The sequence below is a fragment of the Actinospica durhamensis genome (genome assembly GCF_018139695.1).
Lineage (GTDB): Bacteria > Actinomycetota > Actinomycetes > Streptomycetales > Catenulisporaceae > Actinospica > Actinospica durhamensis.
In genome coordinates this window covers 1-20704 of the sequence record NZ_JAGSOG010000053.1, presented here as the reverse complement: position 1 = coordinate 20704, position 20704 = coordinate 1, and the positions used below count along the sequence as shown (strand labels likewise).

Annotated in this window: 13 protein-coding genes and 3 pseudogenes; 8 read left to right on the top strand and 8 right to left on the bottom strand. The window is 68.9% G+C overall.

Annotated features, from left to right (window positions below):
• Nucleotides 1-359 precede the first annotated feature (359 nt).
• Nucleotides 360-455 (bottom strand): annotated as a pseudogene (locus KDL01_RS45910) (helix-turn-helix domain-containing protein); the annotation flags it as partial.
• A gap of 570 nt (nucleotides 456-1025) precedes the next feature.
• On the opposite strand from KDL01_RS45910, the gene KDL01_RS13400 reads away from it, so the two are divergent.
• From KDL01_RS13400 to KDL01_RS13390, 3 genes are all read left to right on the top strand, one after another.
• Nucleotides 1026-2645, top strand: coding sequence for an FMN-binding glutamate synthase family protein (locus KDL01_RS13400; protein WP_212528784.1), 1620 nt, complete (start codon nucleotides 1026-1028; stop codon nucleotides 2643-2645).
• Nucleotides 2642-4372 (top strand): thiamine pyrophosphate-dependent enzyme, encoded by a 1731-nt coding sequence (locus KDL01_RS13395; RefSeq protein ID WP_212528783.1) that lies wholly within the window; start codon nucleotides 2642-2644, stop codon nucleotides 4370-4372. Before KDL01_RS13400 ends, KDL01_RS13395 begins: the two co-directional genes overlap by 4 nt.
• Before the next feature lie 478 nt (nucleotides 4373-4850).
• A complete protein-coding gene (locus tag KDL01_RS13390) occupies nucleotides 4851-6815 on the top strand; it encodes a S53 family peptidase (protein ID WP_212528782.1) in 1965 nt (654 codons plus the stop codon).
• A gap of 231 nt (nucleotides 6816-7046) precedes the next feature.
• Here the strand turns inward: KDL01_RS13390 and KDL01_RS13385 are convergent, their stop codons facing one another.
• Together KDL01_RS13385 and KDL01_RS13380 are read right to left on the bottom strand one after the other, a co-directional pair.
• The gene (locus tag KDL01_RS13385; protein ID WP_212528781.1) at nucleotides 7047-7871 is read right to left on the bottom strand and encodes a MarR family winged helix-turn-helix transcriptional regulator; all 825 of its coding nucleotides are present in this window, start codon (nucleotides 7869-7871) and stop codon (nucleotides 7047-7049) included.
• 303 nt (nucleotides 7872-8174) lie between these two features.
• Nucleotides 8175-9545 carry an ABC transporter substrate-binding protein gene (locus tag KDL01_RS13380; RefSeq protein ID WP_212528780.1) on the bottom strand — a complete coding sequence of 457 codons (1371 nt, stop codon included), beginning with the start codon at nucleotides 9543-9545 and terminating at the stop codon, nucleotides 8175-8177.
• 330 nt (nucleotides 9546-9875) lie between these two features.
• Between KDL01_RS13380 and KDL01_RS13375 the strand changes: the two genes are divergently transcribed.
• The 3 genes from KDL01_RS13375 to KDL01_RS13365 all read left to right on the top strand — a co-directional run bounded on the left by KDL01_RS13375 (nucleotide 9876) and on the right by KDL01_RS13365 (nucleotide 13137).
• Nucleotides 9876-11336, top strand: a complete 1461-nt coding sequence (locus KDL01_RS13375) for an AMP-binding protein (protein ID WP_212528779.1) — start codon at nucleotides 9876-9878, stop codon at nucleotides 11334-11336.
• A 294-nt stretch (nucleotides 11337-11630) separates the two neighbouring features.
• On the top strand, nucleotides 11631-11786 hold the full coding sequence (locus KDL01_RS13370; protein WP_212528778.1) for a hypothetical protein: 156 nt from the start codon (nucleotides 11631-11633) through the stop codon (nucleotides 11784-11786).
• Nucleotides 11787-11817: 31 nt separating this feature from the next.
• Nucleotides 11818-13137: an aminotransferase-like domain-containing protein gene (locus KDL01_RS13365; protein WP_212528777.1), complete on the top strand. Its 1320-nt coding sequence runs from the start codon at nucleotides 11818-11820 to the stop codon at nucleotides 13135-13137.
• 19 nt (nucleotides 13138-13156) lie between these two features.
• On the opposite strand, the gene KDL01_RS13360 is transcribed toward KDL01_RS13365, so the two are convergent.
• From KDL01_RS13360 to KDL01_RS13345, 4 genes and pseudogenes are all read right to left on the bottom strand, one after another.
• Nucleotides 13157-14443: an MFS transporter gene (locus KDL01_RS13360; protein ID WP_212528776.1), complete on the bottom strand. Its 1287-nt coding sequence runs from the start codon at nucleotides 14441-14443 to the stop codon at nucleotides 13157-13159.
• Between the two features lie 53 nt (nucleotides 14444-14496).
• Nucleotides 14497-15375 carry a TauD/TfdA family dioxygenase gene (locus tag KDL01_RS13355; RefSeq protein WP_212528775.1) on the bottom strand — a complete coding sequence of 293 codons (879 nt, stop codon included), beginning with the start codon at nucleotides 15373-15375 and terminating at the stop codon, nucleotides 14497-14499.
• Between the two features lie 60 nt (nucleotides 15376-15435).
• Nucleotides 15436-15594: pseudogene (locus tag KDL01_RS13350) on the bottom strand (alcohol dehydrogenase); the annotation flags it as partial.
• Between the two features lie 111 nt (nucleotides 15595-15705).
• Nucleotides 15706-15966 carry an acyl carrier protein gene (locus tag KDL01_RS13345; RefSeq protein WP_212528773.1) on the bottom strand — a complete coding sequence of 87 codons (261 nt, stop codon included), beginning with the start codon at nucleotides 15964-15966 and terminating at the stop codon, nucleotides 15706-15708.
• A 318-nt stretch (nucleotides 15967-16284) separates the two neighbouring features.
• On the opposite strand from KDL01_RS13345, the pseudogene KDL01_RS45905 reads away from it, so the two are divergent.
• Nucleotides 16285-17520, top strand: a pseudogene (locus KDL01_RS45905) (acyl-CoA dehydrogenase family protein).
• Between the two features lie 166 nt (nucleotides 17521-17686).
• Here the strand turns inward: KDL01_RS45905 and KDL01_RS13330 are convergent.
• Nucleotides 17687-19507, bottom strand: coding sequence for a non-ribosomal peptide synthetase (locus KDL01_RS13330; RefSeq protein WP_212528770.1), 1821 nt, complete (start codon nucleotides 19505-19507; stop codon nucleotides 17687-17689).
• Nucleotides 19508-19702: 195 nt separating this feature from the next.
• Between KDL01_RS13330 and dpgD the strand changes: the two genes are divergently transcribed.
• On the top strand, nucleotides 19703-20509 hold the full coding sequence (gene dpgD / locus KDL01_RS13325) for an enoyl-CoA-hydratase DpgD (RefSeq protein ID WP_212528769.1): 807 nt from the start codon (nucleotides 19703-19705) through the stop codon (nucleotides 20507-20509).
• Nucleotides 20510-20704 lie beyond the last annotated feature (195 nt).

Sequence of the window (20704 nt, the reverse complement as noted above, 5' to 3'; positions counted from 1 at the left end):
TAAAGGGTCGATGACATGCGGTTTTCGACACGGCGGAGGCAGTAGATTCACTGGAACGGCGCAACTCGGCTGGAGCAGCGTGGCGGACGGCCACGACCGGCGTGGGGCCCGCACGCCGCACGACGCCCACCTCCTGAGCCACCGGCCACACGATCGCAGCTGAGCTACGTCCCCCCACGCGGGCATGGCCCGGTCACGAGACGCTCAGGCAGCTCCACCAAGGGCGAGACATCGGCGATGCGCTGCGATGCGCTCTACGCCATGATCAGAAACGGGGCCTTCTACGGCGCCGGACCGGTCGGCGCCAGCTGACCCACCGTCGCTGAACCCTGAGCGCCACCAGGCATGATGTCCGCGTGGGCGAGGAGGGCCGCATTATGGCCGTCGCCGCGGTGCTCACGCAACAGCGTCGCAGCGTGCCAGAGCCTGGCCACCGGCTCCTCGGGCACGTCGAGGAGGCAGCCGTCCACGCACAGAAGGCCGTGGATATCCAGCACTCGATCCATGATGAAATAGGCGAAGCATGGAGTCTCATCTCGATTTCGCATATTTTGCGGAAACAGAACCGGCCGGAGGCCGCAGACCGGACCTGGCGGCGTGCCACTGCGCTCCTTGACGACAACGGCGTACCGCAGGACTCATCGATACGCGCACACCTGTCATCCGTGGCTCAGGTGCCACACGAGAGTCCGAACCGAGCTCCCTGGACAAGCAAGAACCGAACTCTGCGAAGAACTGGCCGCGGAGGCAACCAGGGCGCCTGCGCACGGCTCGAGAAGATGCGACAACCGAACATCGAGGCCATATATAAGTTTCGCTGATCCAGGCGGGCTCGGGCTCGAATACACCGGCCAGTCGCGCGATCCGGATTGCGATGAGTCCGAATTCCGTAGCCCCACTGAACCCGGCTTCCGCACCGGTCGTGACGCAACCTGGCCGGCCCGGAGATTGAACCCGCGGGAGCCGGAGACCCGGCGGTGACGGCCGCGACCGCGGCCGCGTGAGAATCCGAGGAGTCTCATCGCATGGGTCTGCTTGTTCTACCGGGGTTGGCCGTCGTGCTGGCCTTCGGCATCTGGGCGACGCTCGCCCTGTCCCCCGCCTGGCTCGCGCTCGCCGTGATCTCCGGGCTGCTGCTGCTCGTCGGGCTGCACGACGTGCTGCAGCGGCGGCACTCGGTGCTGCGCAACTTCCCGGTACTGGGCCACCTGCGCTTCCTGCTCGAGGGCATCCGCCCGGAGCTGCAGCAGTACTTCATCGAGCGCAACTACGACGGCCGCCCCTACGACCGGGACACCCGGTCGGTCATCTACGAGCGCGCGAAGGGGATCCACGGCGAGCTCGCCTTCGGCACCGAGCTCGACGTCAACGAGGTCGGATACGAGTTCGTGCTGCATTCGACCGCGCCGCGGGAACCCGAGGAGAGCCAGCCGCGGGTACGCGTCGGTGGCCCCGACTGCACCCGGCCCTACGACATGGCCCTTTTGAACGTCTCCGCGATGAGCTTCGGCGCGCTCAGCGCGAACGCGCTGCGCGCCCTGAACGCGGGGGCCGCGGCCGGCGGCTTCGCGCACGACACCGGCGAAGGCGGCCTGACCGACTACCACCTGGAGGGCGGCGGAGACCTGATCTGGGAGATCGGCAGCGGCTATTTCGGCGCACGGACCCGCGAGGGCGACTTCGACCCGGACATGTTCCGGGACAAGGCCGCGCACCCACACGTCAAGTGTGTGTCGCTGAAGCTGAGCCAGGGCGCGAAGCCGGGTATCGGCGGTGTGCTGCCGGCCGCGAAGGTGACCCCTGAGATAGCGGCGGCGCGAGGGGTGGCGCAGGGCGAGAAGTGTGTCAGCCCCGCCGCGCACCGGGTCTTCCGCACGCCGCGCGAGCTGGTGCTGTTCACCGCGCGGATGCGGGAACTGGCCGGGGGCAAGCCGGTGGGATTCAAGCTGTGCGTCGGGTCCAGGACCGAGGTGCTCGCGATCTGCAAGGCCATGCTGGCCGAGGGCACGGCACCGGACTTCATCGTCGTGGACGGATCCGAGGGCGGGACCGGCGCGGCGCCGCTGGAGTTCGAGGACCGGGTCGGCATGCCGCTCACCGAGGGCCTGATCACGATGCACAACGCCCTTGTCGGATCCGACCTGCGGGAACGGATCGCGCTGGGCGCCGCCGGGAAGGTGGCGACCGGCGCCGACATCGTCAAGCGCCTCGCGCAGGGGGCCGACTACACCAACGCGGCCCGGGCGATGATGATGGCCGTCGGCTGTATCCAGGCGCAGATGTGCCATACCAACCGCTGCCCGGTGGGCGTGGCCACCCAGGATCCGCGCCGCTCGCGCGCCCTCGACGTGGCCGACAAGTCCGCACGGGTGCTGCGCTACCAGCAGGCCACGGTCGCCGAGGCGCAGCGGATCGTCGCCTCGATGGGCCTGCCCGGCCTGCACGCGCTCGGCCCCGAGATGCTCCACCGCCGTGTCGAGCACTCCACCGTCCGCACCTACGCGGAGCTGTTCACCTGGCTCGAACCGGGCGAACTGGTCGGTCAGGCGCCCAGGGACTGGGCGGCCGACTGGGCCTGCGCCGACCCGGATCGATTCGTCCCCGTGTCCACCACCCTTCCCGCCCGGCGAGGAGCCCGCTCATGACCACCGTCGCAGAACTCATCGTCACCGCGCTCGCGGACCAGGGCGTGCGCTCGGTCTGGGGAGTCGTGGGCGACGCGCTCAACCCGGTGACCGACGCCATCCGGCGCGAGGAGCGGCTGGAGTGGATCGGGACCCGGCACGAGGAGGCCGCCGCCTTCGCCGCAGGCGCGCAGGCGCAGCTGACCGGCACGCTCGGGGTGTGCATGGGCACGGTCGGTCCGGGCTCGATCCACCTGCTCAACGGACTGTACGACGCGAAGAAGTCACACGCGCCGGTGCTGGCGATCTGCGGCCAGGTGCCGCTGGCCGAGGCGGGCAGCGACTACTTCCAGGAGGTGGACAACGACGCGCTCTTCGCCGACGTGGCCGCGTACCGGCACACGGTCACCTCCCCGGCTCAGCTCCCGCGGGTGCTCGCGCAGGCCGTCCAGGCGGCCTACGCGCGCCCGGGCGTGGCCGTGCTCACCCTGCCCGGCGACGTGGGCGCGATGTCCGTACCCGGCGACGCCGGGGTCCGCATCCACGTGCGCCGCCCACTGCTCGTGCCGGACGAGGCCGATGTGGCCGAGGCCGCGCGCCTGATCGACGAAGCGGAGAAGGTCACGATGCTCGTCGGGACCGGTGCCCGGGCGGCGCGAGCCGAGGTACTGGAGCTCGCCGGGCACCTGAGCGCACCGATGGTGCTGACGCTCAAGGCGAAGGAGATACTCGAGCAGGACAACCCGTACCAGATCGGCCAGAGCGGGCTGATCGGCAACCCGTCCACCCGCGAGGCCTTCGCCGCGGCGGACCTGCTGCTGATGGTCGGCACCGACTTCCCGTACCCGCAGTGGCTTCCCGAGGGCGTTCCGACGGTGCAGATCGACCTGCGGGCCGAGCATCTCGGCCGGCGCGTGCCGGTGGACGTCGGCGTCGTCGGCGACGCCGGGACCGCGCTCAGCGCGCTGCGCGGGCGCGTCGCGGCCAAGACCGACCGCGCCCACCTCGACCGGGCCCGGGCGTCCTACGCATCCTGGCAGGAGCGTCAGCGCCGACTCGTCGACCCGAAGCACGACCAGGGCCTGGTGGGACGCATCCGTTCGCGCCTGGACAACACCGAGGCGCGCATCCGGCCGGAGGCGCTGGCCGCCGCCGTGGACGCGCACGCGGCCGAGGACGCCGTGTTCACCAGCGACACGGGCATGTCCACGGTCTGGTTCTCCCGCTTCGTCACCATGCGCGGCACCCGCCGCATGCTCGGCTCCTACAACCTCGGCTCGATGGCGAACGCCATGCCACAGGCCCTCGGGGCGGCCGCTCTCGACCGCGGCCGCCAGGTCGTCGCGTTCTGCGGCGACGGCGGGCTCACCATGCTGCTCGGGGATCTGATCACCGCGGTGGCCTACCGGCTGCCGGTCAAGTTCGTGGTCTTCGACAACGGCCGGCTCGGCATGGTCAAGCTGGAACAGGAGCAAGGCGGCCTGCCCGAGTTCGGCACCGAACTCGCCAACCCGGACCTCGCCGCGGTCGCGCAAGCCCTCGGGCTCACCGGGATCCGCGTCGAGGACCCGGCCGCGCTCGACGCAGCGGTCGCCGAGGCCCTCGCCCTCGACGGTCCGGTCCTGCTGGACGTGCTCACCAACCCGGAGGAGATCGCACTGCCGCCGAAGGCCACCGCCGCCGACGCGTGGGGCTTCGCCATCGCGAAACTGAAGGAGGGACTGGTCAGCAACGGGGAGAAGGACTAACCAGCACGCGGTGACGTCCGCGGATCGAGCGCATCCCGAGCTCTTCGCGAGAGCGGAGGTGATCCGCCGGCCAGGCCGCACGGAGACCTGGTCGGCGGTGGCGGGATCGGGGTGCGGTGGAGTGAGCCGCTTCACGCGGCGTTGACGTTCTCCAGGGTGACGGCGGGGTGGCAGTAGCCGAGATGCGTGGAAACAGCAGGATGGCCGGGGCGGACGAGACCCCCTGACGGCCGCGGACGGCCCTGGGCGCTTCAGTCGGCCACCCTGATCGCCTCCGGGACTCTTCGCAGCAGTCTCGCGGTGCCCACAGCCGCCTCAGCCGCCGCGGCCGCAGCCGCAGCCGCAGCCGCCCGGTGCCCCGGCTGCTGCGCCTGTGGGGCACCCTGCCCGAACTCAGTGAATATGACGCCTGATACGTTTGTCGACCCACGGGGAAGCAATGGCCTGCCGTTCCCCCAAATTACCAGAGAGGTCAATCATGCAGCGATCGAGACACAAATCGCGTGCCACACGTTCCGCCCTCGGGACGCTCGCCGTCGTCACGTCCCTGGTGACGGGTGTGCTCACCACGCCGCCGGCCTCGGCGGACTCGGCCACTGCGCGCACGACGCTGGTCGGGACGCGGCCCGCCTGGGCGTCGAGCTCCTCTGACGCCGGGGCGGTCCCGGCCGACACGACACAGAGCGTCCGCGTCTACCTGGCGGGTTCCGACCCGGGCGGGCTCGCCGCCTACGCGCTCGACGTTTCCACGCCCGGGAACGCCGACTACCGGCGCTACCTCACGCCCCTTCAGTTCGAAGCCCGCTTCGGTCCCACCTCGCGGCAGATCACAACCGTCGAAGGCTGGCTGGCCGACGCGGGACTGCGCGTCACCGCCACGAACTCGCACTACGTCGCGGCGAGCGGATCCGGGTCGGACATCGCCTCGGCTTTCGACACGGCCGTGCACCGCTACCGCACCGCGGAAGGAATCGAGCAGGCTCCGGCGTCCGCGGTCAGCGTGCCCGCCGCGTTGGCCCCGGACGTGCTGACGGTCAGCGGACTGACCACCAGCACCGCCCACATGACGGGCGACGTGCAGTTCGACCCGGTCGGTTCCGATTCCGCCTCGGCCAATGTCGGCGCCTGTTCCGCGTACGACGGCCAGGACAAGGCCGCCGGGCTTCCCCTCGCCTACGGCGCCACGCTGAACTGGGACATGTGCGGGTACACCCCCGCGCAACTGCGGTCCGCCTACGGCGTCGCGGGCTCCGGGCTGACCGGACGCGGCGTCACCATCGCCGTGGTGGACGAGGGGAGCGCACCGACCCTGGAACAGGACCTGGACACCTACAGCCAGACCAACGGGCTCCCGCAACTGCGCCCCGGCCAGTTCACCGAGAGCCTTCCCTCGGACATCGCCACATCCTGCCCGGCCGGGCCGTCCACCGAGGCGGCGCTCGACGTCGACGCCGTACACACCATGGCGCCCGGGGCCGACCTCGTCTACGTCGGGGCGGACTGCGGTTCGGTGAACGACGACACCCTCGACGCGGAGACCCGCATCGTCGACGGCCGCCTCGCCGACATCGTCAGCAACTCCTGGCACCTGGGCACCGAGGATCAGATCCCGCCCGATCTGATCGCGGCGTTCGACCGGATCATGGAGCAGGGCGCGGCCGAGGGGATCGGGTTCTACTTCTCCGCCGGGGACAACGGCGACTGGTCCTCGGCCACCGCCCAGCACACCACCGCGGTCCAGTACCCGGCCAGCGACCCGTGGGCCACCAGCGTCGGCGGCACCAGCCTCGCCGTCGGCCGGTCGGGCCAGTACCTGTGGGAGACCGGTTGGGGAAGCCTGTCCGCATCGCTGTCCGCCGACGGAGGAAGCTGGTCCGGCCTGCCCGGAAGCTTCGTCGGGGGCTCCGGCGGCGGCCGAAGCACCCTGTTCGATCAGCCGGCCTATCAGCGCGGCGTCGTCCCCGACCGGCTCAGCGCACCGGCCGGGGAGGGCACGCCGATGCGGGAGATACCCGATCTCGCGGCCGACGCCGACCCGGACACCGGGATGCTCATCGGGATCACGCTGGCACTGCCCCCCGGCTCGACGCCGCAGTACCTGGAGGGCCGGGCCGGCGGCACCAGCCTCGCCACCCCGCTGATCGCCGGGATCCAGGCTGACGCCGAACAGGCCGAGGGCGGCGTCCCGCTCGGTTTCGCCAACCCGGCGATATACCTGCTCTACCGTTCCCGCGCCTTCCACGACGTCACCGACTACCCGCAGGGGTCTGGAGTGCCGATCGCAATGGCCGACGAGTCGCGCAACCTCCTCACGGGAGCGCTCTCCGACTCAGTGATCACCTTCGGTCAGGACGAGTCCCTCACCGCCTCCCCCGGGTACGACGACGTCACCGGGGTCGGCACACCGACCAGCGCTTACCTGGACTCCTACCGCGCTTGGTGAGTTCCTGCGCTCAAAGCCGCATCGCTGCTCAGCTGCGACCGGCCTGGTCCGGGACTCCAAGGCCCGCGACGCCGTCCCGGAAACGGTCGTTTCCGGGACGGTTGCGGAAATCAGCCGTCGGCGGAGGATGCAGCAGCGCCGCGACGAGTCTCCGCCCTGTGCATATCGACGTATCGCGCGCCCAGATCCTTCGCTTCGGCGCAACCGGCTGCAGCGCAGGCTCGGCGCGGCTCAATCGTTGACGGCCTTCATCGCGGCGGCGATCAGCTCCAGCCGCGCGACCAGTTCGTCGAGCTCGTCCGCGCTGAGCACGTCATACGCCGGCGCCGCCAGCTCGTCGGTGAGGGCCTCGATCCGCTGCCTGGTCTCCCGGCCGGCGTCGGTGAACCCGCCGGCCGCGTCCACCAGGCCGCGGCCGCGCAGCCCGTCGAGGACGGCGGTCAGCCGTGGCTCAGGCAGGTGGCGGAGCCGGCCGAAGTCCTGCGCCCTCATTCCGAGGGAGAGCGCGAGCAGAACGTGGGCCTCGGTGCCGCCGATGCCGTGGGCGAGGAGGGCCGCATTGTGGCCGTCGCCGCGGTGCTCACGCAACAGCGTCGCAGCGTGCCAGAGCCTGGCCACCGGCTCCTCGGGCACGTCGAGCGTCCGGAGCCCGGCGTACAGCGCCCGCCCATCGGTCGGTGCGCTGAGCGCCGCCAGGGTGGCGAGGTCGGCGACCCGCACCAGGCCGGGCGAGTCGGCGAGGTGCCCGATCATCTGCCGCAGTGCGGCGGCGCTGCCCCGCTCCCGCGCGGCGATCGCCTCCTGCGGGGTGGTCTTCTCCCAGACCCACGGAATGTGGCGCGCCACCTCGCCGTCGGCGAAGTTGTAGAAGACCGCGTGCACCACCTCGGCCGACGCCGACCCCAGCGGCGCAGCCCGGCCCGCGAAGTATCCGTCCCAGTAGTTGCGCATGCCCAGGGCCAGGAACGCCTCGGTCGTCACCTCGGAGAACGCGACGGTGCCGATCGGCTCGACGAGCTCGAACATGCGGTGCACCTTGGCCCGTGGGTGCGGCATCCGTCACCATCTCCTACGGTCATGACGGCGCACTCGCGGGCTCGGCCCGGATCCAACAACCCCGATCGATTCCGCCGGTGTGCCGGAGCACGACGGCTGGCATCGCCGAGGAGGAGCGGGCTGCCTGTTTCCGCCTGTCGCGAAGCGTCCTTGCCGACACCTGTCGGCCAAGGCTATTGGCAACTTCGGAGATTTTTCAACCCTTTTGGCCCCGGCTGCGCGATCAGGCCTCGTCTACACTCCAGATGACACCCCGACATCGAGAGCTGGATCACCACCTCCACCTACAACCAAAGGTCCGAGTCAGCCTCCTCTGAGCACCTCCGGGGTCACGGGCGGGTATGCGAGGGCTGCCGCGTTGTGATGGTCGAGCACCAGTTGAGCTTCCTCGGTCGCCGCGCGGAATCGGCTCTTGGGATCCGCGCCTCTGAGCAGCACGTCCTCCAGCGCGTATGTGGCGGGGGTGTTGACGCCGTTGAGGTTGCCGAGCATCGGGCCGGCTGCCACCGGCGTCAGGTCCGCCGAGGTGACCTGCTCGGTCGCGATACGGAAGCCGGGGTGCGGCTCGACCCAGGCATCCGCCATGACCTGGTCGTGCGCCGGTATGGTCAGCGGCAGTGAACGGTCGTTGGTACGCGCTACCGCGTGCTGCAGGTTGAGTTGATGCTGGAGGAAGGCGAGCGCGCCGTCCTCTTTCTCCTTCGGCAGGCCGGCGGTCAGGAAGAACGAGTGGCCGCCGAGGGCCCCGCCCGGGGACGAGCGCGCATCGTGACGCGGCAGTTGGCCCACCAGGAGGCCGAAACCGCCTTCGGCCGCCGCGTCTGCCATGGCTTGGCTGACCGCCGACGATGTGACCGCGAACGCGACCTCCTGGCGTGCGAATGCCTCCATGCCGGCGAAGTAGTCGCGGGGCTCACCGGTGTAGTGGTAGTAGCCGTGGTCGTACAAGCTCTTGAGCCACCGCACGTAGTTGAGCATTTCGGGAGAATCGAAGAAGACCCGGGTGGACCGGCCCGACCGGCCGTTGTCATGGTTGCAGAACAATGCGCCTTGGCCGGCGATCTCCATGTGGAACAGCCAGCCGTAGATGGGCCAGGCGGCGCCGTGCGCGGGTCCGTCCGGCAGCTTGGCGATGGCGGCGCACGCGTCCTGCAGTTCCTGCCATGTCGCCGGCATCCGTTCGACGCCGGCACGCTCGAGTATGTCCTTGTTCCCGAACAAGACGTTGGTCGAGAGGATCGACGGCATGGAAACCAGTTCGCCGCCCAGACTGAAGTAGTTGCGCACGGCGGGCAAGAGGTCGTCGATGACCACCGGTTCCCCGAGGATCTCGGTGCGGCCGCCGATCGCGCGCTGGATCGGCGCGAACAGCGGATCACCGTTGCGGGCGCGCATGTCGAGCGCGACCTGAGTCGACGAGTAGTTGTACTCCGCGATGTCCGGCGGGTTTCCGCTCGCCACCGCCACGCCGACCTCCTCCGGCAGCGCCCTGAAGTCCACCATGCGGGTCTTCACCCGATATTGCGGATGGGCGCGGTTGAACGACTCCGCCGCCTCGACTCTCGCGTAGCCGAAGCCTGGAAGCGAGTACTCGTCCGTACCGGGGATCTTCGGGCTCACCGCGAGCCATACGTCGATTTCTATCGGCTCGTGCGCTGCGGTCAAATCTGACACGGCGTCCTCCGCGCTTGTGCGACTGTGCCCATCAACATAGGCATGCGGCGCGAGCGTTCGAATCCTCCTGGTTGCGGATTGTCGGACGTGCCCAGGGCGAGTGGGGTTCTGCCCCCGCCGGGCAACGCCGGAGATGCCCCGGAACATCCCCCGACGTGACAATCGGCAGAGCAGGACATCCGAGCCCGAGGTGGCGGACGCGCCGAACCAGAAGTGGAAGGTCCGGTATCGGCATGGACATGTCAGTAGCGGTAGATATCAGAGTACGTTTTCCAGAGCCGGCCGGCGTCCCGGTCCAGCGCACCGACGCCGCCTCCGGCCGGTGACCTCGTGGCTCACGCAGCCCGGTGCCCGGTCGTCGAACGCGTCGGCCGTATCGCGGCCCTGCACCCCGATCGCACGGCCGTCGTCGGCACGGCCGAGGTACTCGACTACCGGGAGCTGTGGCTCAGAGTGGACGCGTGGTGGGAGCGCTGCGCGACGTTGGGGCTGGCACCGGGCACCCTGGTAGCTGTGCTCTGCGGCGACGGAACCGGCCTGCCGTCGGCGTTCCTGGGTGCCCGGGCAGCCGGGTTGGTCCCGCTGCTCATCGACGAGGGGCTGCCGCAGTCCGGAGTCGACGCCGTCTGGGAGGCGGCCCGGCCCGCGGCGGTGCTCCGGGCCGACAAGGACGAGCTCGAGCCGACCGGGGAGCCGAACCCGCGGACGCTGCCCACCGAGGCCGGCTATGTGGTCTTCTCCTCCGGAACGCAGGACACCCCCAAGGGCATCGTGGGACAGGCCGCCGGCCTGCTGGCCTTCCTGGACTGGGAGATCGCCGAGTTGGACGTGCGACCCGGTACCCGCGTCGCGATGCTGACCTCGCCCTCGTTCGACGTGGTCTACCGCGACCTGCTACTCCCCCTGTGTTCCGGCGGCGAACTGCACATCGCGAACCAGGCAGTCCGGTTCACCCCGCCCGCGGTGCTGCCCTGGCTGGCAGAGCACGGCATCGAAGTGCTGCACGCGGTACCGAGCCTGAGCGCGAGATGGCTCGTCGCGGACGGGCCAACCGTGGACTCGTTGCGCTACACCCTGTTCGCAGGCGAACCGTTGTACGGACGGCACGTCCAGCGCTGGCGCGCGGCCGCGCCGCGCACTCGGGTGGTGAACCTGTACGGGCCGTCCGAGACCACGCTGGCCCGGTTCCACCACGAGATCCCGGCCGACTGCGGCCCCGGCCTACAGCCGGTCGGCCGCCCACTGCCGAACGCCCGGGTCGACCTGGTCCCCGCGGAACCGACGAGCGAACACGGCGACGCCCTGCGGGTGCTCATCACGACCCCGCACGGATCGCTGGGGTACCTGCCGGGCACCTGCTCGCCCGACGACCTCAGCCGTCTGCGCCGCGAGCACGGCATAACCCGCTTCCAGACCCAGGACCGCGGTCTACTCGACCCCGAAGGCAACCTGGTGATCGTCGGCCGGCTGGACTCCCTGGTCAAACGCCGAGGCACCTTCGTAGACATCATGCGCATCGAAGCGGCGGCAGCGGAACTGGCGGAAGTCCGGGCGGCCTGCTGCGTCCAGCTCACCTCCAACAGCGAGATCGTGCTGGCCGTGGAAGGCCCCGACCCGGCCGCCGCGGCCGGCCTGCACCGGAGACTGCGCGCGCCGCTCGGCCGGGACATACCCGACCGCGTGGTGGTGCTGCCGACCCTGCCGCTGCTGCCCGGCGGCAAAGCCGACCGACGCCGCGTCAGGGAACTACTGAACCTCGAGGAGACGGCCCGTGGGCTTCAGGGCGGCTGACGGTCCCGGCATCGCCGTGGCGCCGGGGCGGGCAGGCTGCTCGCCCTCGGTCGTGGACCGGGTAGGTGAAGAGGATTTCTTATTACCCGCATCGGGATCTGGATTTCATGACGTCGCAGGTATCAGAGGCCTGGTAGTGATCGGCGGGGCCGTTCGGCGGGGTCATTCCGGCTTAACAGGTTCGACGGCCGGTCGGCCCGGCCGATTGACAGTATGTCAGGATACCGCGACCATAGGCCGAATGGCGGCGCAGGGGATTTTTCGTACGAGGCGCCGCCGACCGAAGATGCGGCGTTGAACGCTCCAGTGTCCGAGTTGCCGGGCGTGGCCGAGATGCCGCGCGGGCAGCCCGTGGACGGCGACCCACTGCTGCACGTCGCCGAGCCGGCCGAGTCCAAGGGCCGTCGTGCGCTCTTCGGCGGCTTTCGCAAACCCGGGCCCCACCTGTAGTCCGCTCTGTTCTGAGAGGAATCTGGGAAAGATGCGAGAAGAAGTGTCGCCGAAGGCAGTGCGCATCCCGGTCTCCGATCTGCACGCGTCCGTCTCCGATCCCGCGCTGACCTCGATGACGCTGCTCAACGACATCGCGGGCCGCTTCCCGCAGGCGGTGTCGTTCGCCGCCGGCCGCCCGTACGAGGGGTACTACCTCACTGACGACCTGTCCCGCTATCTCTCGGCATTCGAGAAGTACCTCGCGGAAGACCTCGCGATGACACCGGAGGGAATACGCCGGACTTTCTTTCAGTACGGCCGCACGAAGGGATTCATCCACGAGTTGATCGCCAGGCATCTGAAGCTGGACGAAGGTCTGACCGTCGACCCGGAGTCGATCGTGGTGACGACGGGCTGCCAGGAAGCCATGATCCTGATTCTCCGGGCCCTCTACCGCGACGACCGGGACGTGGTCCTGGCGGCCATGCCGTCCTACGTCGGGTTCATCGGCGCCGCCCGGATCGTCGGGATGCCGGTCTGGCCGGTGCGGGAAGGGCCCGGCGGCATCGATCTGGAGGATCTGAATCGGCAGGTCGAGGCGGTCAAGGCACAGGGCCTGCGGCCACGCGCCTGCTACGTGGTTCCCGATTTCGCGAACCCCAGCGGAGCGTGCGTGTCGGTGGCGGATCGGGCCAGGCTGCTGGAGCTCGCTTCGCGTCACGACTTCCTGCTGCTCGAGGACAACCCGTACTCCCTGTTCCGCTCGACCGGCGAACGTCCGCCCACGCTGAAGTCATCGGACGACGAGAGCCGCGTCGTCTATCTGGGCTCGTTCGCCAAGACCGCCTTCGCCGGAGCCCGGGTGGGATACATCGTCGCGGACCAGCTGGTCACGGTCGCGGACAAGCAGGAGAGCCTGCTGGCGGACCACCTCGCCAAGTTGAAGAGCATGACCACCCTCAACACGTCGACCGTGGCCCAGGCGGTCGTCGGCGGATACCTGCTGGAGAACGGCTGCAGCCTCGAGGGCGCCACGGTGCGGGAGGCGAAGGTGTACCGCCGGAATCTGCACGCGGTGCTGGCCGGCATGGAAGCGCGGTTCGGACCCGGGCGGCCGCACCACGGCAAGGTTGCCTGGAACTCACCGCAAGGCGGGATGTTCCTGGTCGTCACCCTCCCGTTCCGCGCCGATGACGAAGTACTCGAGTACTCGGCCGCCGAATTCGGTGTGCTGTGGACGCCCATGCACCACTTCTACGCCGGTGCCGGCGGCCTCCATCAGATCCGCCTGTCCTTCAGCGTGCTCTCCGTCGAGGAGATCTCACTCGGCCTCGATCGCCTCGCCCGACTCGTCGACGACCTCGCGTGACGAATGAGCCGGCGTCCCCTCAGACTGCAGCAGCACCGGCTGCCTCCGTTTGAGCCGGCGTGGTCTCCTGCGGGCGCGTGCGCTCTCCCCAGGCTGCGATGAGCGGGCACAGGAGCCCGAGCAGCAGGAAGAACGCGCCAAGACCGATCCAGCCGTGATAACCCCGGCCCAGAACGAATCCGACCAGGACCAGGGGCGTTATCGTCACACTGACCGTGGTGATCGTGGTCAGCAGTCCGTCGTATTGCCCCTGGGCGTATGCCGGCGGCAGGCTGAATTCAAGAGTGAACCTCCCGGCATACAGCCAGATCTCGGCGAGCGAGAGCAGCACCATGCCGACGACGACCAGGACCGTGGCGATCCAGGCCGCGTGGCCCGCCATCGTGGCCATGACCAGATACCCCAGCATCAGGACGATGCCGGCCCGGCGCATGGAGAAGCCGCCCTGGCGCGTGGTCTTGATATTTCTACTCAGCCGCACCTGGAACAGGATCACCATCACCGTATTGATGACGTAGACAACGGTGACGGTCCAGCGCGGGGCCGAGGTGTACACCACGATCCACACCGGAACCAGCATGTCCAAGACGAAGTTGGACATCGCCATTGCGCCGGCGGCCAGCGCATAGGAGATGAAGGCCTTGTCCCGCAGCACCAGCCACCGAGTGACCTTTTCCTGCTCGACGCCGCTTTCCGGCCTGGGCAGCGGCCCGTAGTTGGGCAGTCGGAGGGTGGTGAAGAGCACTATCAGATAGAGGGTGGAGACGAGCAGGAACATGACGTGGTACGAGGTGCGCGTGCCGATCTCGATGCCGACGCCGGCGCCGAGTGCCCCGATCGCGACACCCATGTTCCCGAACGCTCGGACCTGGGCGCGGAACGTGGGCGTGTTCTCACCGCCGATCCGACGCATCAGCGCGCCGACGGAGGAGAAGTAGGTGAACGCGAAGATGTTCATACCGCCGACGACGATCATCAGCGACCAGAATCCCTGAATGAACACGTAGCTGCCCATCCCGAGAAGCTGTCCGCCCAGTCCGACGAAGACCACTCGGCGAGGCCCCACGCGGTCGGCCAGGTCCCCCGCCAGCAGGCTGAGCGGTATGCCGGTCAGCCCGCCGATCGTGATGGCCAGTCCGGTCTTCGCATACGGAATTCCCACGATCTGGGTGCAGTACAGCATGTATATCGGTATGAAGATTCCGTTGCCGAGCATGGCGACGAAGTAGCTCTGTATGTACTTCCGTTCATTTCCCGGCGGCGGGAGATGCGACCTGAAATACGCTCCCGGGGTGAATTTCACCATGCACTCGCTTCCTCTGAGCAGGCTCGCAGCCTGCGGCCCTCGGTGGCAGACCGTCAGAAGGCTGCCATCGTCATACGGATGTGGATTTCCCTCGACGGATCCGAGAAGGGCAGGCGGCCGTGCATCATGCGCGAGTTGTCGATCATCAGGATGTCCCCCTTCTGCCAGTCGACCGGGGTCATCAGGTCATCGCAGACACGCAGTATCGACAGCCCGTCACCCGACCGCAGGGGTGTACCGTCGGCAAACGAAACCCCGTCCGAAAGACTCGGTACGATGCTGTTCGAAAAGGCGGGCACGCCTTGAAACCGGCTGAGCCCGGCGGCCGGCACACGATAATTGATGTCGATCGTCTCTTCATCGCCGATCGTGTACGACACACCCCGCTCGGCGGCGAGGAGCTCGAGCGTACGGGCTCGATCCGCCGGCACGCCGGTGAACAGGGGCCAGTCGTCCCGGCCGGCCGCTTCGAAGGAATACAGCAGGTCGGTCGTCGCGAACTTCTCACGCAGCGGATCAGGCAGGCGCTCCCACGCCTTGATACCGTCGAACAGCGTGGTCTGGCCGCCGTCGGCCGATGGACGTACGCAGGAGAACCACAGCAGATCCGGCCGCTGCGGACTGTATCCCAACTCGGCGTGCGGGCCGACAAGCTGCATGCCGAGATTGACCGTGCTGGTGCTTTTGTCGTCGGCGACCTCGCGGCGATTCTGGGCCAGGTGCAACCTGCCCAGAGTCGAGCTGGAGAATCTGTCGGTGAACGCGGCGAAGTCGCCCGGCTCCGACCCGAAGCCGCGCAGGAGCACCGCGCCGGACTCTCGGCAGAGCTCGGCCACCGCCTCGAGCGGGAGATCGCGCACATTCGTCCGACCGTCGACGGCACGCATCACTTTGCCTGCGGACGCCGTGCCCAAGGACTCGACTGTGAACATGGTGAACGTCCTCCGTCTCCTGCGAGCCCGGCATCACGACGTACCGGGCCCGACGCCGGTTCAGAACAGCGCGGCGGCGTCGATGACAAAGCGGTGGCGGACGTCGGAAGCCGGCACTCGCTCGTAGGCCTCGTTGATCGCCTGGGCCGGGATGATCTCGACGTCGGCGGTGATACCGTGCTCAGCGCAGAATTCGAGCATCTCCTGGGTCTGCGAGATGGGCGTCGACGTCTCCCGTTCAAGCTGAAGGTCGGGGAGGGCGCGTGCTCCTCGGCGTCGCCAGGACACCGCCGGGCATCGCAACGGCCGCATGATGCCTCCAGAGGTGTGTCACTGGTCGCGCGCGGTGTCGATCCGCTGGGCCAGGACATCGGCCAAGGCGCTGAACGACAGGGCGTCGAAGACATCCTCAAGCGTGCAGACCAGCCCCAGCCCCTCTTCAAGGGCCGCTGCCAGCTGGAGTGACGCGATGGAGTCGAAACCGGACGCGATCGGGTCCGCATCCGCGGCCAACTCCTGGCCGATCACGCCGCGCGCCGTGACCAGGACTTCGGCGAGCACGCGTTCCTTGAGACTTGCCGTCACATCCATGGCCACTTCGTTCCTTCCGGTAATTCCCCGACTTATCCTCATCGTCCGCGAAAACCAAATCGCCGACATCTTGCAGCGTGCCCTGCGAAGCAGGCACGGCAGAACGAGGGTGGAGAAGAAGGGTGATCGATCCGAACGCGACTGGGCATCGTCCGAGAAGTACCGAGAAGAACGTGGCGGCGGCGCCGTGCCAGAATCGCTCTCATACCCACCGTGTCGGCGGCGGCGGTACGGCGCAGGGCGGCCTGACCCGCAGTGCGCTCCGCTCATCGCACTTTACGAGAGGTATCCGGTGCTTCCCTATGGGACCGTCGAGAGATGACATCCGCAATGGATTTACCGGCTGGCGGGCATCCGGTCCCACCGGAACCAGGCCTGACCGGGCCGGAGATGATCTCCCGGGCCGAGCGCATCGCCGCCACCCTCGTCGACCGGCAGCAGGAGACCGAGCAGCGCGGGTTCTACGGACCGGACACCCATGAGGCGTTCCTCGACGGCGGCTTCTACCGGATCCTCGTGCCGAAGCGCTATGGCGGTTACGAACTCGGCATCGACACGCACATGCGTGTGGTGTCCGCGCTCGCTCGCGGATGCCCGTCGACGGCGTGGATGTACACCTTCGGCGCGGCGCACGCCCATCTGGCCGCCACCGTGTTCGGTGAAGAGGCACAGAACGAGTTGTTCGCCGGCGGGGACTTCGTCTGCCCGGTCGTCCACGGGCCGGTCGGGGTCGCCGAGCAGGCCGAGGACGGCGGCTGGATCATCGACGGCGTGTTCCACTACGCCTCCGGATCGCCCTACGCCACCCATTTCATCGGCCAGACCTTCGTTGCGGGCGCGGAAGGCGAGCCGCCCGTGACGATGATGTTCGTCATCCCGCGCAACCGGTGGCGGCGGCTGGACGACTGGGGGCACAGCTCGGCATGAAGGGCAGCGGCTCACACAGCATCAAGATCGAGAGGGCGCACATCCCGCGGCATTACGCACTGCCCGGTACGGATATGGGCACGATGTCCGTCGTCGGCGGAACGCCGGGGCTGAAACTGCACGGCAGCAGCTTGTACGGCGGCAGTGTGCTGGCTGTGCTCAATTTCCAGGTCGGCGCGCTGGCAGTCGGCATGGCCGCCGGCGCTCTGGACCTACGGCGAACTGATGCGGGAACGCACAACGGTCTATCCGCCGACCGTGCCGCGTACCGAAGACCCGGACTACCAGCTCTACTACGGCGAGGCCGCCGGGCGCATCGCGGCGGCGCGCGCGGCGATGTCGAGCGTGCTGCGGCAGTGGGGCGAGACCGCCGAGAACGGGTCGGTCACCCGTGATGTGGAGTTGCGCATGTCGATCATCAGCCGCGAGGTGGTGCGGCTTTCCTGGAGCGCGGTGTCCGACATCCTGATTCCGACCGCAGGGTCGAGCGCCGTGCGGGCGGGTGAACGTCTCGAGCGGATCTGGCGGGACATGTCGACCCTGCAGACGCACGCCGGAGTGAGCATCTACCTGGCCACCATGGCCACCCGCGAACTCGGCCAACTGGCCTTCGACGTGGCAAGCTGAGGCGTCTCGCCCAGGTGTCCGAAGCATCCGGTGCGCACGCAACGAGACCTCCGCACTGACTGGTCCGCTGAGAGGATTCGTCGTGTCAGGTCTCGTTACCGTCCCATCGTGGCACCGCGGGTGCTGATCGTGCCCGGCTCGACGCCGGCCGTCGCCACCGGAGAAGTCACCCGATGCCGCCGGTGTTCGAGGTGACGCGGGGTTGTGCAGGCGGGCTTTGCGCCGCCGAGCCACTCATGGCGCTGATATGCGCGGCCAGTTCGGCCACGGTCGGGAAGTCGAACAGCACACTGATCGGCACCGTGACGCCGATCTCGGCCTTGATCCGGCTGAGCAGCCGCATCGCCTGCATCGACTGGCCGCCGAGATCGAAGAAGCTGTCGTAGACCCCGACTTCGGGCACGGCGAGCACGGAGCTGAAGATCCCGCAGAGTGCCTGCTGCAACGACGTTTTCGGCGCATTCGGCGCACGGCGGGTGGGGGTCTCGTCGAAGCCCGGTGCCGGCAACGCCGCGCGGTCCAGCTTGCCGTTGGCGGTCAGCGGCAGGGAGTCCAGTTCGACGAACACGGCCGGCACCATGTACTCGGGCAGCTTCGTCCTGGCATGGGCGCGCAACGCGTCGAGGTCCAGTCCGCCGGCCTCCGACACGGCGTAGCCGACCAGTTGCTTCTCCCCGGGTCCGAACTCGCGCGCCAGGACGACGAACTGGGCCAGCCCGGGGTGGCCGGCCAGCGCCGCCTCCACCTCGGCCGGCTCGACCAGGAACCCGTTGATCTTCACCTGGCTGTCCACCCGGCCGGCGAACTCGATCTCGCCGTCGGCGCTCCGGCGGGCCAGGTCGCCGGTACGGTACATGCGGGCTCCCGGCAGACCGAGCGGATCGGCGACGAAGCGCGCGGCGGTCAGGTCGGCCTGGCCGAGGTAACCGCGTGCGGCGCCCTCTCCCGCCAGGTAGATCTCCCCGACGACGCCGGCGGGCACCGGCGCGAGCCGGTCGTCCAGAACGTGCACGGCGACACCGGTCAGCGCGCCGCCGAGCGGCACGATGTCGCCGATCCGCATCCCGCGCGTCAGCGGCACCTGCGTCGACATCACAGTCCCCTCGGTCGCGCCGTACGTCGCGAGGACCACGACGTCGGGGCAGACCTCGAGCACCCGGCTGACCGCCGTCGCCGCGATCACGTCGCCGCCGGTGACGATCTCGCCCAGCCCGGCGAACGTCTCCGGCGCCTCCTCGGCGATCACTCGGAACAAACCCGCGGTCAGATGCATCCCGGTGATCCGGTGCGTGGTGATCAACTGGCGCAGGGTCGCGGCCTCCACCGGTCCGGGCGGCGCGAGGACCAGTTGGCCGCCGTGCATCAGCGGCATCCAGATCTCGAAGACGGATATGTCGAAGGCGTGCGGGAGCACCAGCAACCTGCGCCGGTGATGCCGGACCAGCCATTGCGGATCGAGCAGGAGCCGCACCACTTCTCGCTGGGTCACCCCGACAGCCTTGGGCTGACCGGTGGAACCCGACGTGTGGATCACGTAGGCCAACTGGTCGGGATGGATCGGCACCTCGGGAGCGGCGGCCGACTCCTCGGCCAGGGCCGGATCGTCCACCGAGACGACCGACACGCCGGTGGGCACACCGGCCGCGCGCATCGCGTCGTCCACCAGCAGCACCGAGGCACCGGCCCGGTCCACCACCCACTGCCGCCGATCGGCCGGATACGCGTCGTGGATCGGCAGGAAGACCGCGCCCGCCTTGAGGATCGCGAGGAATGCCACCACCAGGCCCGTCGAGCGTTCCACCAGCACCGGCACCCGGTCCTCCGGGCCGACCCCGAGCCCGATCAGGCGCTGCGCGAGCTGGTTGGCCCGTCGGTCCAGCTCCCGGTAGGTCAGTGCGGCCCCGCTCGCGACCTCGAGCACGGCCGTCGCCTCCGGTGTGCGCGCGACCTGCTCGGCGAACCGGGTGGGGATTGAATACGCTGTCATGCCATTCTCCTGTCGACCAGGCCGGCCGGGCATCTCCTCCTCACGATGCTGGAAGTGCCGGCGTCGACGCATCTCGCCCATTGCGAAAAGTGCCTGGTAGCCGGACGAAGAGCTGACGGGAATATCTTCGGGAAATCAGCAACAGGGCATTTTCCCGGTCGAGCGGAACCGGCGAGGCGCAGGACAATTCTGCATATGACATCCGATCAGGCCAGGATCCGCTATGAGAAGACCGGCCACCTCGCCACGGTGACGCTGAACCGCCCCGCGGTCCTCAACGCGATGGACCTGCGCACGCACGCCGAACTGGCCGACGTGTGGGACGACTTCGCGGCGGACGACGACATGTGGGTCGCCGTGCTGACCGGTGCCGGCGACCGCGCGTTCAGCGTCGGCCAGGATCTCAAAGAGCTGGCCGCGCGCGAGCGCACCGGCGCGGCCGCGCCGTCCAGCTTCGGCAGCCGGGGCAAGGCCGGCTTTCCCCGTCTCACCGAACGGTTCGACCTCGCGAAGCCGGTCATCGCGAAGGTCCGCGGGTACGCGCTCGGCGGCGGATTCGAGCTGGCCCTGGCCTGTGACATCCTGATCGCCGCCGAGGACGCCACGTTCGCCCTGCCCGAGGCCAGGCTGGGACTGATCCCCGGGGCGGGCGGGGTGTTCCGGCTCTCCCGACAGCTGCCGTGGAAGATCGCGATGGGCCACCTGCTCACCGGCCGGCCGCTGTCCGCGCTCCGCGCGTACGAGCTGGGCCTGGTCAACGAGGTGGTGCCGGCCGAGGAACTGGACGATCGGGTCGCGGGCTGGGTGGCCGACCTCGTCGCCTGCGCGCCGCTGTCGGTCCGGGCGATCAAGGAGGCCGCCACGGTCGCCGCGACCTTGCCGCTCCCCGAAGCCTTCGCGGCGCGGTACCCGCATGAGGAGCGGCGCATGCACAGCAAGGACGCCGTCGAGGGACCGCGCGCGTTCGCCGAGAAGCGGCCGCCGAGGTGGGTGGCGGGCTGAAGCGGGCTGAACACGTCGCGCACTGCCGTCCACTCCGCCAGGCCACCATGCACCAAGGACACCGTGTACTAGGCAGTGTTGGTGAATCTGACTATCTGTTGATGCTTTCTGGCTGCGGTTTTCGGCCTGTGGCTGGCGGGGCTGTAGAACTGGGTCATGGCGCGTGGTGATTTGACGGATGCCCAGTGGGAGTCG